The following is a 16,276-nucleotide window of genomic DNA, read 5'->3' as shown; positions in this document are numbered from 1 at the left end:
AGATACTATTGACACAACAAAGTCGAAATGATACCATAAAAATCAGCACTTATTAGCACTCATAGAGGTAGAGTGCTAATATTACTAGGGTAAATTAAAAATATCATTGTCTTTCTAGATACATTTGCCGAGCCATTGTTGGTAACATTTAAGATATGAAACGCCAGGAACGCAAAACAGGGGGAATAGAAAAAGAAAGCAAGGTTAACATGGAAGAGCCGCAAGAATCCATGACTGAGCGGCGCAAGGAATTGTTGCGAACAATAATCAACGAGTATGTCAATAACTACCTACCGGTAAGCTCAGAGATGATCGTTAACAAATACAAACTTCCCATAAGCCCGGCTACTGTTCGAAATGAAATGGCGGAACTAGAACGAGAAGGATACATTACGCATCCGCATACTTCGGCAGGGCGTATCCCCAGCGACAAAGGCTACCGCTATTATGTAGAGCACCTAATGGAACGACAAGGCGGACTTAGCCTACCGGAACAACATAACATCCAACACCAGTTCTATCAGGTACAATTGGAATTAAACGAGTGGATACGGTTAGCCGCCGGAGTGGTGGCGCGTACTTCCCAGAATGTTGGAGTGGTTAGCTCACCTTATGTATTTGATGGTCGTTTAAAACGGTTGGAAGTGATCGGAGTCCAGGAGCGGTTAGCATTGGTGGTTGCCGTAACTCAAGACGGTTCTATTAAAGAGCAAATGCTAAGTTTGGAAGACCCGATTACGCAAGAAGAATTAAGCATAATTTCAAACCGCCTAAATGCAACGCTATGTAACCAGAACCGCACTCAGATTGAAATAAAAGTACGGGATTGGGCAGAAGAGTTGGACAAAATTGTAGCAACTCGTTTGGTGGAAATGCTACGAAGTCTTGAACAGTATAGGGATGTACAATTGTATCGTGAGGGGTTGGCAAATATACTTAACCAGCCTGAATTTAACAATATTTCAACAATGCGACAGGTAATGCAGACGATAGAAACCGGCAACGCATTACCAACCTTAATTCCAGAAATCCTTCAAAATTATGAGGGAGGAGTTCAGGTAGTAATTGGCGGTGAGAACCGATTTGACGATATGCGCTTGCTAAGTGTAGTTCTAGCCCGTTACGGCATTGACGGTCAGGTAGTAGGTGTAGTGGGATTGGTCGGGTCAACCCGAATGGAGTATAATCGCTCAATTTCCACAGTACAATATATTGCACATCTTATGACTAACCTACTTACCGAACGTTCTGGTAATAATTTTATAGGTCCGACTTAAAGAACGGTCGCTATATTTATCAAGTGCGCGGCGAAGGGTTTCATTATCAAAGCCCCACTCGACGCGCTTAATTGTGAGAATAGAATAATATTCAAACATATCCTGATGAGAAAAGGTAGAAGAAGAGGAATGAAAATGGAAGAAACGACCAAACAAACCAATCAGGAAACAGATAGCACAGGTGAAGCAGTCACCGAAACCACCGTACGTACAGTAGAAGAATTGGAAGCGCTATTGGTGGAAGAACAAAAGAAATCCGCGGAATTGGCAGACAACTGGAAACGCTCTCTGGCTGATTTTCAAAATTTAAAACGACGCACCGAAATCGAACGCGCTAATTTAAATGCTGATGTAAAATCAAGAGTGATATTGCGACTATTACCCATAGTAGATGATTTTGAACGAGCGCTTTCATCTACTCCTGACAATTTGAAAGTTGAGCCGTGGGTTAATGGGGTCAGTTTAATAGAAAAGAAATTAAAAACCCTGCTTGATCAAGAAGGCATCAGTTCATTCGATGCGAAAGACGCAGATTTTGACCCTCGCTTCCATGATGCCGTACAGAGAGATGAAGATGGAAACGGAGATAAAGATATAGTAACCGAAGTTTATCAAAAAGGTTACATGATGGGCGATAGAGTGCTTAGACCGGCAGCAGTTAAGGTTGGAAGGGGCTAAAAATCGTTTCTATTTAGCGCTTCCTCTTGACGGGGTATGCGGTTTTGATTAAACTGAATTTAAGAAAAAGACAGGTATATTAATGGCTTCAAAACGTGATTTCTACGAAGTGCTGGGAGTTACCCGGTCAGCAACCGAAGATGAGATTAAAAAAGCATATCGCCGCTTGGCGATGAAGTTCCATCCTGATGTCAATAAAGAAGCGGATGCTGAAGAAAAATTCAAAGAAGTCAAAGAAGCCTATGAAGTCCTTAGTGACGCTAAAAAACGCGCCACTTACGACCAGTTTGGTCACGCCGGTATGTCTGGAGCAGGCGCTAACCCATTTGAAGGTTTTGGCGGAATGGGTGGTTTCAGCGATATATTTGAGCAATTCTTTGGTGGGTCAGGAGGACCCGGAGGAGCGCGTCGTGCTAGTCCACAAAGGGGTGCTGACCTAAAAACCACCATTACCCTTGAATTTGAAGAAGCAGTTTTTGGCACTGAAAAAGAAATCGAAATTGCACGTTTCGACACATGCGCGCGCTGCAAGGGTAGTAAAAGCGAGCCGGGAGTCGAAACCGCTAAATGTCCTAATTGTAACGGTTCTGGAGAAGTACGCCGTGTACAGAGCAGCATCTTTGGTCAATTTGTGAGTGTAACAACCTGTGACCGTTGTCGAGGCGATGGGCGGATTGTAAGCACCCCCTGCAAAGAATGCCGAGGTGAAGGAAGGGTTAAGGTAAGCAAACGCTTGCTGGTCAAGGTTCCAGCCGGGATTGACTCCAACTCACAAATTCGAATAAGCGGCGAAGGTGAAGCAGGTCCTCGTGGTACCCTACCCGGTAATCTGTTTGTGGGTATAGCGATTAAAGAGCATCCCATTTTTAAGCGAGTGGAAAACCATATAATGGTTGATGTGCCGCTCAATTTATGGCAGGCTACTCTGGGTGATAAGATTGAAGTGCCAACGGTAGATGGAGCGTTAGAAATAGAAGTTAAACCGGGTACTCAACACGGTGACATTATCAGGTTAAAAGAGCGGGGAGTACCGTTATTGCGGGGAAACGGGCGGGGAGATCAAATTATTACTTTCAAAATAATAGTACCCCGAAAACTTAGCGAAGAACAACGGCAGTTACTTCAGCAAATGGCGCGTACTATGCCGCGGGAACAAATCGGCAAAGAATCCCAACGTGATAAAGATGATAAAGGCGGGTTCTTTGGGCGATTCCGGGTTGGGTCATAGTAGTTTCAGCGGGAAGTTTGTAACTCTTTTTAATTTCAACGCAGCATATCGTTTGAGCAAAGAGGTAGTACCTCTATGTCGGTAATGGCTTTAATTGGCGGGCAATGGGGCGAAGAAGGCAAGGGTAAATTTACCGAGATTCTGGCCGAGCAAGCCAAAGTTGTGGTACGTTATAGTGGTGGGGGACATATACGCCAGCCCGTAATCAACGAGCAGGGTCGTTTTAATCTTCAATTTATTCCACGCAGCATATTTAACAATAAAGTAATCACAATACTTGGCGCGGGCATGGTGCTCGACCCTAAACGGGTTGTAGAAGAGATGGAAGCCCTTGTCGGTAACGGGATTAATCTTAAAAGGCTTTTTATCAGCGAGCAAGCTCATTTGATAATGCCTTACCATCCTTTGTTTGAAGAACAAGAACGCAGGGTTTATGGAACTCCTATTATTGATACCCTAGGTTCAGGTCTTGGACCTGCCTATGCTGATAAGGTGAGTCGAATAGGGATAAGAGTTGGCGACCTGATTCAGGAAGAACAGTTTTTATCGCGCTTGAGCAAAACGCTGACCGTTAAGAACGACATACTCACCAAGGTTTACAAACAAGAACCCCTAAATCTGCGTGAAATCTACCAGCAATATCTCAGTTACGGGCGAGCAATGCGTGAACGCATTTTTGATACTCGCCTGATTCTTCAAAAAGCAATTGAAGATAATCACACAATCATTCTGGAAAGCGATCAAGGTTCGATGCTAGACCTTGACTTTGGATCTTATCCATATGTCTCCAATGCTTCGCCAACCGTTGGTGCGGCTTGTATCGGGTGTGGGCTTCCACCTTCGGTCATAAAAGCGTCGCTGGGTGTCTTTAGCGCTTACATAATTCGCTCTCAGACCGGACCATTCCCGACCGAAATGTCAAAAGAAGAAGGCGCACCATTGGTAAGCTTTCGAAGCCAGGACAACAGCCGTGGAGGGCGCAGAGCTACCAACCCCATTACAGGTGAGCGATATCGCCGCTATGGTTGGTTCGATACGGTTGCAGCCCGTTTTGTAGCACAGCTAAATGGCTTAACTTCTCTGGCGATTACCAACCTCGATGCACTGGATGATTTCAAAATTGTCAAGATTTGTACTGAGTATCAAGTATATGATACCAACGTGCGACGGTTCCCCTCTGATATTGGAACACTTAAAATAGCTACCCCTGTTTATGAAGAATTACCGGGCTGGGAAGCTCCAACTGCCCATATTAAAAGCTTTGATGAATTACCGGCTAATTGTCAGAATTTCATAAAGCGAATCGGTACGCTGGTTGGGGTTAATGTGGATATAGTTTCTACTGGACCGGATCAAAAAGATACCATTGTGATGCGTGATCCTCTGAGACCGATAAATATGAGTCGAGTAATGGGGAATTACGGGTAAAAAAAAAGCTGGTCCCCTCACTCAAAGGACCAGCTTTGGCTTGTTGGATTCACTTACTCACTGTCACTAACTATATTGACTTGCTCACCTATCTAACCTAGCAAGCTCACCGCTTTCGCGATCGGTAGCAACCAATAAACAGTATCTATCAGATAAAATAATTATCTATAAATACAACTTCACCAGCTTCTACCTGTTCAAGCCATCTCAGTTAAATAAGTTAAGGATATATCTAATTAAAAATGCATTTGCCACTAACTCTCGGGTTTAGGATGAGGAATCTGTATCCGAGAATTAGTAGCAATTACCAAGTTCGTTGCTTACTTAATAGCAATAGCAGCGTTCGGGCTCAAAGAGACTGAACCATCTTCAGGCTCAAAGAATACGTCAAACGGTGTAATATTGCCACGGGCAATTGTGTTAACAAAACCCAGATAACTACCGCCCTGGAACAGATAGCTATTTCGCCCAATCTTCTTGCGGAAGGTCGGCTCTGCTTTCTGAATTCTCCAGCCATCTGGCGTAGTAAGCGTATAATTGAACTCCAAGTCCAACGGGATGGGTTGTGCTGGAATACCATGATGCAGGATTGGTATTTGCGGATGGTCAATAACCTTTAGCAAGTTACCGGCTCGTTCTACACCACTGGGTAATTCAGCTTCGGCAGCCACGCGGATACTTGCACCATCGGTTACAAATTTCGCTTTTACGTAGGCTTCGCGACCTTTCAACTGAGACACCGGGAATAGGCGAGTCCAGTAGGTAATACTGTCCACTTGACCAGTACCACTTGTAACGAAGGATACACGGCTAAGGGTTTTGCCCTCACTAGCACTCAGGGTGCGAACCTGAATATCCTCATACAATTGACCGGTGAGATCAGCAGTGCTCCATAGAGGACCAAAGAACACAGTCTTAGTTAAGACTTCGCTGTTCTTGGCGGTCACAGTACGAACTTGCTCCCATGCTTCACGAGCAATCTGGGTATCAAGCGCAATACGTGCCGTAACATCATGGAACAAACGACCACCGATATAGGTCTGGGATCGGGTCAGATTTAGGCTGCTATCGGGAACGTAAGTTTCTCGCCGAACTGTGCCGCGCCACTCAAATGGGTGTATGAAATCGCCTACGATAATGCGCCCATAGCCCTTACTCTCACGGGTTTTATCATCTAGGTCCGTGATAAGTGCGTTTATTTCCAAGCCCTTCTTAACGCCCTCCACAATCGATTCAACGCGAACCGTAATGTCGGAGATATCGTCACCCTTGGGCCTAGCTCTAAACTCTATCTCGGATTCGAGTGGGAGTTTGGGTACTGCCGCTGGGCAACCTATCGTAGCACGGGCTGTAATGTTAGCCCACCAATCGTTATCGTAGCGGCAGCGCCAATCGGCCAGACCCTTCCCTTGCTCTGCCCTTCCTTCAAGGAATGCTGGCATACGGGAATCCTCCTTCTAAAATACTTGTGGCTTGTCAGTTGTCAATAGCCGCGTCGCCAGCAGTTTGCTTACGACTGCTACCCACTGACGACTGATAGGTTAAACTAAAGGGCAGACTGCATTTCGCCTTGGTTTCACTTGGTTGGCGTGCCACTCGTCTGCTGTTTCAAATAGAGCATAATATTTACTGCCTGCTGAGGCAATGGAATGCCGGAAGGCATATTTCCATGTCCTAGTAAGATAAACTTCACTACATTTGCATCGTTCACGGGCGTACCATTGTAAAGAGTTGCGGTTTGGTAAAGATCACCCAACCACGCGCCGATACTGGTAATGGTCGGAGGACCATAATGACAACCGACACAAATGCGATTAAAGTTAGCTTGCCCTTGAGCAAGGGCACTTTTCAGCGCTTCCTCACCCTGTGCTCCTTGGGTTTTCCACGCTTCCACGTACGCAATCTTCGTACCGTCGGCGGTTAGTGGGATTTTAGCGTATGCAGGACCGGCCGCTTCTCGAGCAGTCTGCTGGGTGCGCCCGTTATAGTCGCCTGCTACCAGAAAACCGAGGAAAAAGAGCAGGATCGCCCCGATGATAATACCACTGAACCAGACAGTGTAAACCACCAGTTGTACACGGGGTTCTCCCAACACCGTCCTAACATTTCTGTTTTGTTTAGGTTGGTAAGCCACTGGTTTTCTCTCCTGTCTAGCTAGACTTGCCGGATACTAGATACTTAAAGGCTTGATGGGCGTTAAAAATTAAACGCAAGAAGAGTTATTCCTACGTAAGCAAACAGGTATTTACTATTGAGTTTATTCTATTAAAACTGGCTTCAGGGTGCGGTAGTTTTTGCTACACCCTCGATTCTGCGCCATCTTCGACAAATTTTGAACAATAGGTTTTGTAGTGGTTACTACTGCGCATATCCCAACTTAGTCATAAATTAATTACAGAAGTCTCATTTCTTTCAAATAGATTAAGGTGGATCCCTATGCTTAAAGTAAATGATACCAATGCTGCCTCTGCCGGGTTACTCACCTCAAAAGCGGTTGATTACATCGAGAGCCTAAAAAAAGAGTTGTACCAGCCGCGTCTCAAAGCTAAACGCCGCGCTGAGATAGAAGATGACCTTGCCAAAATTGCGGCAGGGAAATTTGTTGAAATCAACGGGGTTAAGCACTTTATAATGGATGAGGGGCCCGCGGATGGTGAGGCGGTGATTTTGGTTCATGGCTGGGATTGTAGTAGTTTCTGGTGGCATTCAATCATTGGCAAGCTCAACGAGGGCGGGTATCGTACAATCAATTATGATCTACGTGGGCATGGCTTGAGCGATGAAAACCATCCGGGAAATGATGACTATAGTATCAAGGCTTATGTGAATGACCTCGAAGCTATACGCCAGCATTTTAAATTGGAGAAATTCCACGTTGCTACTTTTTCGCTAGGTTCTGTTATAGCAGTATCTTATGCCGCAAAATATCCTGAACATGTTGCCACCTTGACTGCCTTTAATTTTGGTTTATTCCGATATAATCCGATTGTAGTAAAGGTTATGCCGATAACGCTTAGCACTGTTTTCAGTAAAGTTTTGCGTCCTATGGGTCCTAGAAGTTGGCGGTTTGTTTACTACTACTCTCGATTGACACTCACTAAAAACCCGGTGGACAAGCGCGACATTTTATACGGCTTACTTAGTCTCCGTGATTGCCCCTTCCGCACCTCGTACAATAGCGCCCGTGACATCATGTCAAAACCAGTGCTAGATGAGTTGCCCCTTTGGTGTGCCGCTGTTAAAGCGCCAACTTTGCTGGTGCCGGGTTCACATGATCGGGTTATCGGCAAAAAGAATGCTAAAGCGTTAGCAGACCTAATCCCAAATCTTACCTACTTTGAAATGCCTAAGTGTGGACATTTAATTCTGGCAGAATTGCCAAAACAAGTTGGGGAGTTGATGATAATGCACTTGGGGAAAAATTCAATTGGGAAGAGGAACGATCTTTTGGCGCACTCGGAGAATTGAAAGCCCTTTGAGATAAATTTGAAAAAAAAGCGGGCAAAGCGCTCGCTTTTTTTTATCAAGCCCATGATCAGGATCGAACTGATGACCTCATTCTTACCAAGAATGTGCTCTACCGACTGAGCTACATGGGCATGCCTGGAGTGGGAGTCGAACCCACACGGGTGATTAGCCCAACGGTTTTTGAGACCGCCGCGTCTGCCATTCCGCCACCCAGGCGTAACTCGTACAATATAATAACAAAGTTGAGGCTATTTTGCAACTCGATTGCTTTAACTGCCTGCATTAAGTAAAATCCGATATGTAAAGTGCCTATATATCAGCTGAACAGGAGAAAGATTATGAGCGCTGATACCGGATCTGAACCAAACTCTACCAATACACCCCCTCCAAGTCTTACTACAGCCGATACTCCGGATACTTTCCAATCGGATGAAGAAAGTGCCCCTATGACTATAGCCTCTGTGGGGATGGATGCGGCAGATAGTAATACTGGTTCTATGCAAACTTTCGGTTTGGATAAATCACAGTTTGCGCTGGACAGAATAAACTACTATCGTAGTCAGGTAAGCGTGGCAGCAGCAACGATGAACCAACCGTTACAGCAAGCGGCAGCGTCTCATGTTAATTATTACACCTTGAATGGGTCGGGTAATTATTCCATTCACGAAGAAATAGCCACTAATCAGGGCTTTTGCGGTAAAGATTTCTTTGCCCGTGCTGCCCATTTTGGTTATGTAAACCCAGATAGTACCAATGAAAACATTGATACTATTGCCGACCCTTTGCAAGCAGTCGAACGTCTGATGAACACCTTGAACCATCGTATTCCTCTACTTGACCCTGCTTATCCAGATATTGGGATTGCTTATGGCGCCAAACCGGATGGTACAAACCCGATTTCAGTTATAGATTTCGGAATGCCCGTGTGGAAAACCAGCTTCCAGCCTCAATTTATAATCTGGCCGCCTAATGGCAGTAGTGGGTTTTATCGCAGTTATCGGGGAGAAAGTCCCGATATGTTCAAGCGTGCCGGGTTGAATCCAACTTACCCTATCGGCAATCCGATTACGGTTACTTACCGGGGTTCGGGTAAAATTGTGTATGATCCCAATGGAATGAGCTTGAAAGATTCGAGTGGTAAGGAAGTGCCAAGCTACAAACTGGCAGATTTGAACTCGTTCTGGACTGCCCGCAATAGCGCCGCAATTTCTTCAATTCAACCACTTGCCCCGGATACGACCCTTACCGTCACCTTTACATTCAGTATTAACGGTGGCGCAGCACAAGTGGTAAGTTGGTCGTTCAGCACCAGCCCGTTGATTACTACCTCCACCGTTACCCAACCCAAAGCGGGTTTGAGCAACGCTGATATTTCGGTGCGGAATCTATGGCAGAACACCGATGCACCGGTAGCAGCAGGTAAAGTTAAGCGAAGTTGGTTATACGGACCTGAAATCTTCGAGGCGCGCTACGAACCCTACAAAGAAGCGCCCGGTGGTAATCGGTTGGTTTATTACCTTGATAAAGCCCGGCTGGAAATCAATAATCCGGCTGGAGACCGCAACAGCAAGTGGTTTGTAACCAGTGGCTTGCTCACCCGCGAATTGGTAGGAGGATTCGTGCAGGTAGGAGACAGCAGCTACGAACAACGCAGCCCGGCGCAAGTGCCGGTTGCGGGAGATCCTGCCGCATCCAATCTCAGTGCCCCTACCTATGCCTCTTTTGCAACGGTAGCCACACTCAATAATGACAAGCGTGTCGCAGACCGAACCGGACAAACAGTTCTTGAGACTATTGCTAAAGACGGCTCAGTGCAAAAAGTGGCAAACGCGCCTGCCCCGGTGACTTATAAACAATATGACAAAACCCTAGGACACAACATTGCGGATGTACTTCTGACCTATATGAATAGCATAACCGGAGGATGGCTCTTTGTATTGGGTTACCCCATTACTGACCCTTACTGGACAGTCACAAAATTAGCGGGAACTAATACATACGTACTAGTACAATTATTTGAACGCCGAGTACTTACTTATACACCGACAAATCCTGTGGATTGGCGGGTGGAAATGGGTAACATCGGACGGCATTATTTTAGCTGGCGATACAATCAATAAGCTATGTCATCGTAAGTAGAACGAGAATAACTATTTTGATATGTTATAATGTGGTTTGTAGAAATTGCCGGAAAGCCGGGTTATTAGATTTTTATAATATCCGGAATAGGCATAAATATTAATTAGCAATTATAGGTGGAATTGTGTTCAAAACTCTTAAGAATTTAATTACAGGTGGCGATAGTACCGATAAAGAATTGCGCAAATTAGAGCAAATCGCCAGCAAAGTTATAAATGAATATGATCAGGAATTTTCAAAACTTAGTGATGAAGAACTTCGTGCCAAAACCGACCAATTCAAAGAAAGATTAAATAACGGGGAAAGTCTGGAAGATATTCTGCCCGAAGCTTTCGCGACAGTGCGTGAGGCTGCATGGAGAACCCGTCGTCAGAAACACTTCAAAGTGCAAATAATGGGTGGGCAAGTATTACATAGCGGTAAGATAGCCGAAATGAAAACCGGTGAAGGTAAAACGCTGGTGGCAACCCTCGCTGCCTATTTAAACGCGCTTGAAGGTCTTGGTGTACACGTAATTACAGTAAACGATTACCTAGCAAAACGTGATACTCAATGGATGGGACCGATTTATCATGCTCTAGGACTCTCTGTAGCAGTTATCCAGAGCAATGGCGGCAATCCCAACCGACCTTCCGCCTACATGCTCGACCCTACCTTCCACGATCCTTCCGATCCCTCTATGAACTTCTTGGTACCGGTATCCCGCCATGCTGCCTATAGAGCAGATATTACTCATGGTACCAATAATGAGTTTGGCTTTGATTATCTGCGTGATAACATGGCACGCAGCGCAGAGGAATATGTACAGCGCGAATTGCATTACGCGATTGTGGACGAAGTAGATAACATTCTAATTGACGAAGCGCGAACTCCGCTTATTATCAGTGGACCGGCAGGCAAAGCCGATGATAATTACTACAAATTCGCCGACATTTTGCGCCAGTTACGGGAAGGCGAAGACAGAGATTACACTATCAAAGAAAAAGAGCGGGTTGTAAACCTAACCGAACTCGGTCTCGAACGAGTAGAGCGTATGCTCAATATCCCACCCTACGAAAGCATCTATGATGATAAATGGAGCAAATATACCCCATACCTTGATAATGCGCTCAAAGCGAAAGCTCTCTATCAGCGCGACCGCGAGTATATTGTGCGTGATGGGCAAGTTATCATCGTAGACGAGTTCACCGGACGCTTGATGGAAGGTAGACGTTACGAAGGCGGGTTGCATCAAGCGATTGAAGCCAAAGAGAGAGTACGCATACAACAGGAAAATCTTACCTACGCTACCATTACACTACAGAACTATTTCCGTATGTACGAAAAACTCTCAGGCATGACCGGTACTGCTATAACTGAGTCGGAAGAATTCTATAAAATTTATGGACTTGATGTAGTGCCAATCCCCACCAACAAAGAGATGAAGCGCGCCGACGAAAACGATATGGTTTTCAAGAGCGAAAAATCCAAATACGAAGCAGTGGTGGAAGAAATCGAGGAAATGTACAAAATCGGGCGACCCGTACTAGTTGGTACAACTAGTGTGGAAAAATCCGAGGTGTTGGCAAACCTTTTGCAGCGGCACAAAATTCCTCACAATGTGCTGAACGCAAAATTGCATGAAAAGGAAGCCGCAATCGTCACGCAAGCCGGGCGACCAGGTGCAATTACAATCGCGACCAATATGGCAGGACGCGGTACTGACATTATTTTGGGCGGTTCACCTGACAGCTATTTGCAAGACGAATTGGAGAAACGTGGCTTAAAGGCGGAAGACATAGGCTCGGAAATATATTCTGAAGCAGAAGAAGAAGCCCAAAAACGTTGGGAAGAAGCCCATGAACGGGTTATTGCCGCTGGAGGTTTGCACATTATAGGGACTGAACGCCACGAGTCGCGCCGTATTGACAACCAGTTGCGCGGTCGTGCCGGACGACAAGGCGACCCGGGTAGCACCCGTTTCTATATATCGCTGGAAGATGAGCTAATGCGCCGTTTTGGTTCAGATCGCATCAAAAGTCTGCTAGAACGCTTTAATTTTGAGGATGATCAACCGATTGACTTTGGTATGGTTGGTAGGTTAGTAGAGCAAGCGCAGACAAAAGTAGAAGGCATGAACTTCGACTTCCGAAAGCACTTAGTTGAGTTCGATGATGTAATGAACAAACAGCGCGAATCAATTTATGATGACCGCCATCGTATTCTCACCAGTGAAGACCTGCGAGAACAGATTAGTACCCTGATTAAGGGACGACTGGATGAGATTGTAGAAGAGCATACTCACGGCGACCAACACGAATGGGATTTAGCAAGCCTATTCCGCAACCTCGGTCTGATGCTGCGTAGTAGCGCTATCAAGTTTGACCGCCAGCCTCACGATGAAGAAGATCAAAAGCAAATGGTGCTTGAAGCTCTTGAGAAAGAGTTCAATATAAGCTTACACGATTTTGAAGGCAAAAATCGTGAGGGGATAGATGAACTTGTCTCAGAAATGCTTGATCACGCTTATAACGAGAAACTAGAGCGTCTCGGCGAAGAGAATATGAAGTTGTTCGAGCGGCTGGTATTGGTTCAGGTCTATGACGATAACTGGGTAAATTACTTGACCCCGCTTGAAGAATTACGACGCGGTATTGGTCTGCGGGCGTATGGACAACGCGATCCATTACAGGAATATCGCCGTGCTGCCTTCCAGTTCTGGAATGAGTTACAGGTTAACATCAAGCGCGATATTGCCGAAAAGTTCTTTGCCTATGAACTTCAACGGGCTGCTCCTCCACCACCGCCGATGCAAACCAATGCGCCGGAAGAGTCCGCCGATAACGGTAAAGCTAAACCTACACCTGCCAAATCAAAAAAAACAGGACCGAACGAGCCTTGCCCTTGCGGTAGCGGTAAGAAATATAAGAAATGTCACGGGGCAGTTGCGGCGATGCGCTAGAAATTAGTCTTAATATCCGGTTAGCAGGAATTAAACGCTATGTGAGTTTTTCTTATAACCGGATTGAGATAATATAGCATCGTATAAAGTTGTAAGGTATGTTAAGGTAGTAAAGGGTCAGATATGTCTCAACAAGATTTAAATTCCGGTTCGCACGAGGCAATCACACAACACTCTGCCCATATGGATGATTACCGTGCGCTGGTTAAAATTGCTTGTTTATTAAGTTCAGAACCGGAGTTGGATAATCTACTTAATTTGATTATTGACACCAGCAATAGCTTGCTGAATGCAGATCGCAGTAGTCTTTTTCTGGTAGATTATGCAACAAACGAACTGTTTAGCAAAATTGCGTTGGGAACTTCAAACGAAATCCGGGTGAAAATCGGCTCCGGTCTGGCAGGAACTGTGGCTAAAACAGGGGAAATTATTAATCTGCGAGATGCCCAAAACGATCCACGCCAACAAAAAAGAATTGCCAGTGAGCAAGCCTACATCCCACACACCATGCTTACTGTGCCAATGCGTAACCATTCCGGAAAAATTATAGGAGTAATCCAAACTATAAATAAAAAAACCGGGAGCTTCAATGAGCGCGATGAAGAGGTTTCCCTAGCGTTCGCCTCACTTGCCGCTGTTGCAATCGAAAATGCTACAATGCGACGCGACATAGAGTTAATGCTCAAAAGCTTCATCGAAACAATGGCAGATACCATCGACCTTAAAAGCCCACAAACAGCCGGACACAGCCGTCGTGTCGCCTTCTATGCCGCCGAAATCGCCCGTGAATTGAATTTGTCTAAAGATAATATTGAGCTTATCCGCATGGCAGGCTTGCTCCACGACTATGGGAAAATTGGCGTACCGGAAGTGGTTTTGAAAAAGCAGGGGAAACTCACTGAAGAAGAGTGGGGTTTTATGCGCCAACATGTATCCATTACTGAGGGAATTCTAAAAAGGCTGTATTTAATCGGAGAACTCAAGCGATTACCTAGCATCGCTGGACAGCACCACGAGCGGGTTAATGGCACCGGATATCCGAATGGGTTACTCAGTGAAGCTATTCAGATGGAAGCTAAAATCTTGGCAGTTTCCGATGTTTATGATGCACTGACAGTCCGACGCTATTATCGTGAGCCAATGACCCATATTGACGCGCTGAACTACCTGCGCACTCTGACCGGTATCGAATTTGAAGGTGACTGTGTAGAAGCATTGGTGCGGGTGGTAGAGCGTGTGGGAGCGCCGCAGAACCCTTATGAGGATACTGCACTACAATTTGGTAGCACACCTGCCGAAACATTAGCGCCTGATTTGTCACGCTTTCTGCAATAATTAGCAGTAACAGCCAACCAATATGATTTTCACTTCATTTCGAGTGAAGTCATGTTTAAACTTCCCCTGAATAAATGGTATCTTCAGAACGTTTGCTAGATAATACTGTCAGAAGTTATCGAATTTTTATGGTATATTTACTCCTATAACTATTGTAAACAATCAAAAATCAACTTGGAGATACATAATAATGTTCGAGCGTTGTAGCGGGATTTTGCTCCACCCTACCTCATTGCCGGGACCATACGGCATAGGTGAACTAGGCGAAATGGCTTACAGATTCGTGGATTTTCTGGTCGCTACCGATCAAACTTTGTGGCAATTTATGCCGCTCAACCAGACTGGCTATGGTGACTCTCCTTATTATAGTCTTTCGGCATTTGCCGGAAATCCTTTGCTGATTAATTTAGACAAGCTGGTAGAGGAAGGTTTCTTAAAACCAGAAGACTTACACAATTTGCCCAATTTCCCTGCCGAACGAGTTGACTTTGGTCCGGTTATTGATTTCAAGAAAAGAATCTTGGGAAAATCTTATCAGCGTTTCAAAACAGAGGCTTCGCCTGATGTGAAGAACAAATTGGCTGAGTTTGAAAAAGATAATAAAACCTGGCTGCCTGATTTTGCTTTATTCATGGCGTTAAAGGATCATTTTGGGGGAGCAGTCTGGAATAAATGGGACGGCGCTATAGTACAGCATGAAGCCAACGCAATAACTCAATGGCAAGAAAAGCTGGCGGATGAGGTAGGATATTATAGTTACTGCCAGTTCCTGTTCAACCGTCAATGGTTAGCCTTGCGCCAATACGCTAATGAAAAGGGTATCAAATTAATTGCCGATATTCCTATCTTCGTGGCTTATGATAGCTCGGATGTGTGGGCGAATTCAGGTCTATTTTACCTTGATGACGAACTCAATCCAACCCATGTTGCGGGAGTGCCACCCGATTATTTCAGCGAAACCGGGCAACGTTGGGGCAACCCACTTTACAATTGGGACAAGCTGAAAACCACCGGATACGAGTGGTGGATTGAACGCTTCCGACAAGCTCTGAAGATGGCAGATATAGTAAGGATAGATCACTTCAGAGGCTTTTACAATTATTGGGCGGTACCTGCTTCAGAAGAAACCGCCATTAAGGGCGAGTGGCGAATGGGACCGGGCGCGGATGTTTTTGATAAGATTCGCGAAGCGCTGGGAGATTGCCCGATTGTAGCCGAAGATTTAGGTGATATGGTTCCAGAAGTTTATGAATTGCGCGATCAACTGGGTTTGCCCGGCATGAAGATTATCCAGTTCGCCTTCTCAGACGATGCCTTGAATCCATTTTTACCGCACAACCATACCAAAAATTCAATCGTTTACACCGGAAGTCACGACAACGATACTTCAATCGGTTGGTACGAAAAAGCTCCAGCGGAGGAACAGCACCGCGCCAGAATGTACACCAATAGCGATGGTCGCGACATCAACTGGGGATTGATAAAGCTATCGTTCAGTTCGGTTGCAGATATGGCTATTATCCCCTTACAGGAAGTGCTAGGTTTGGGTAGCGAAGGGCGTATGAATTTCCCCGGTCGCCCCGCAGGTAACTGGCAATGGCGTTTTAGCTATGACCAACTTTCGTCAGGAATGGCAGAATATCTGAAAACCCTTACTATCCTCTACGGGCGCGACCCTGAGACAATAAAAAAGCGTAAGAAGTTAGCAGAACGCAATTCGGAGAAACCGAAAGTCTGAAATAGCCATAGAGAATTTTATAATTAAATGTCTGGGTAGTCCAT

11 protein-coding genes and 2 tRNA genes are annotated in these 16,276 nt (G+C 45.4%); 9 read left to right on the top strand and 4 right to left on the bottom strand.

The genetic code is table 11. The features are described 5' to 3' along the window. Positions 1 to 155: 155 nt before the first annotated feature. The 4 genes from hrcA to OZ401_RS18555 all read left to right on the top strand — a co-directional run bounded on the left by hrcA (position 156) and on the right by OZ401_RS18555 (position 4,611). Positions 156 to 1,277 carry a heat-inducible transcriptional repressor HrcA gene (gene hrcA / locus OZ401_RS18570; RefSeq protein ID WP_341470010.1) on the top strand — a complete coding sequence of 374 codons (1,122 nt, stop codon included), beginning with the start codon at positions 156 to 158 and terminating at the stop codon, positions 1,275 to 1,277. Positions 1,278 to 1,412: 135 nt separating this feature from the next. Next, a complete protein-coding gene (locus tag OZ401_RS18565) occupies positions 1,413 to 1,955 on the top strand; it encodes a nucleotide exchange factor GrpE (RefSeq protein WP_341470009.1) in 543 nt (180 codons plus the stop codon). Positions 1,956 to 2,037: 82 nt separating this feature from the next. Further along, positions 2,038 to 3,183: a molecular chaperone DnaJ gene (gene dnaJ, locus OZ401_RS18560; protein ID WP_341470008.1), complete on the top strand. Its 1,146-nt coding sequence runs from the start codon at positions 2,038 to 2,040 to the stop codon at positions 3,181 to 3,183. Positions 3,184 to 3,258: 75 nt separating this feature from the next. Continuing rightward, on the top strand, positions 3,259 to 4,611 hold the full coding sequence (locus OZ401_RS18555; protein ID WP_341470007.1) for an adenylosuccinate synthase: 1,353 nt from the start codon (positions 3,259 to 3,261) through the stop codon (positions 4,609 to 4,611). A 320-nt stretch (positions 4,612 to 4,931) separates the two neighbouring features. Here OZ401_RS18555 and OZ401_RS18550 read toward each other — a convergent pair whose 3' ends face one another. Beyond that, positions 4,932 to 6,053: a hypothetical protein gene (locus OZ401_RS18550; RefSeq protein WP_341470006.1), complete on the bottom strand. Its 1,122-nt coding sequence runs from the start codon at positions 6,051 to 6,053 to the stop codon at positions 4,932 to 4,934. A 134-nt stretch (positions 6,054 to 6,187) separates the two neighbouring features. Beyond that, a complete protein-coding gene (locus OZ401_RS18545) occupies positions 6,188 to 6,745 on the bottom strand; it encodes a hypothetical protein (RefSeq protein WP_341470005.1) in 558 nt (185 codons plus the stop codon). A 302-nt stretch (positions 6,746 to 7,047) separates the two neighbouring features. Here OZ401_RS18545 and OZ401_RS18540 point away from each other — a divergent pair, with 302 nt between their 5' ends. Then, on the top strand, positions 7,048 to 8,079 hold the full coding sequence (locus tag OZ401_RS18540; protein WP_341470004.1) for an alpha/beta fold hydrolase: 1,032 nt from the start codon (positions 7,048 to 7,050) through the stop codon (positions 8,077 to 8,079). A 58-nt stretch (positions 8,080 to 8,137) separates the two neighbouring features. Here OZ401_RS18540 and OZ401_RS18535 read toward each other — a convergent pair. Together OZ401_RS18535 and OZ401_RS18530 are read right to left on the bottom strand one after the other, a co-directional pair. After that, positions 8,138 to 8,210, bottom strand: a tRNA-Thr gene (locus OZ401_RS18535). A 1-nt stretch (position 8,211) separates the two neighbouring features. After that, positions 8,212 to 8,295, bottom strand: a tRNA-Leu gene (locus OZ401_RS18530). Between the two features lie 122 nt (positions 8,296 to 8,417). Between OZ401_RS18530 and OZ401_RS18525 the strand changes: the two genes are divergently transcribed. The 4 genes from OZ401_RS18525 to malQ all read left to right on the top strand — a co-directional run bounded on the left by OZ401_RS18525 (position 8,418) and on the right by malQ (position 16,232). Next, positions 8,418 to 10,199 carry a CAP domain-containing protein gene (locus tag OZ401_RS18525; RefSeq protein WP_341470003.1) on the top strand — a complete coding sequence of 594 codons (1,782 nt, stop codon included), beginning with the start codon at positions 8,418 to 8,420 and terminating at the stop codon, positions 10,197 to 10,199. A gap of 143 nt (positions 10,200 to 10,342) precedes the next feature. Then, entirely contained in the window at positions 10,343 to 13,159 is a 2,817-nt protein-coding gene (gene secA, locus OZ401_RS18520) for a preprotein translocase subunit SecA (protein WP_341470002.1), read from the top strand. 123 nt (positions 13,160 to 13,282) lie between these two features. Further along, on the top strand, positions 13,283 to 14,494 hold the full coding sequence (locus OZ401_RS18515; protein ID WP_341470001.1) for a GAF and HD-GYP domain-containing protein: 1,212 nt from the start codon (positions 13,283 to 13,285) through the stop codon (positions 14,492 to 14,494). Between the two features lie 190 nt (positions 14,495 to 14,684). Next, positions 14,685 to 16,232 carry a 4-alpha-glucanotransferase gene (gene malQ, locus OZ401_RS18510; protein ID WP_341470000.1) on the top strand — a complete coding sequence of 516 codons (1,548 nt, stop codon included), beginning with the start codon at positions 14,685 to 14,687 and terminating at the stop codon, positions 16,230 to 16,232. The last annotated feature ends 44 nt before the right edge of the window (positions 16,233 to 16,276 follow it).

The sequence above is a fragment of the Candidatus Chlorohelix allophototropha genome (genome assembly GCF_030389965.1).
Taxonomy (GTDB): domain Bacteria; phylum Chloroflexota; class Chloroflexia; order Chloroheliales; family Chloroheliaceae; genus Chlorohelix; species Chlorohelix allophototropha.
This window is presented reverse-complemented; position numbering and strand designations above follow the sequence as displayed.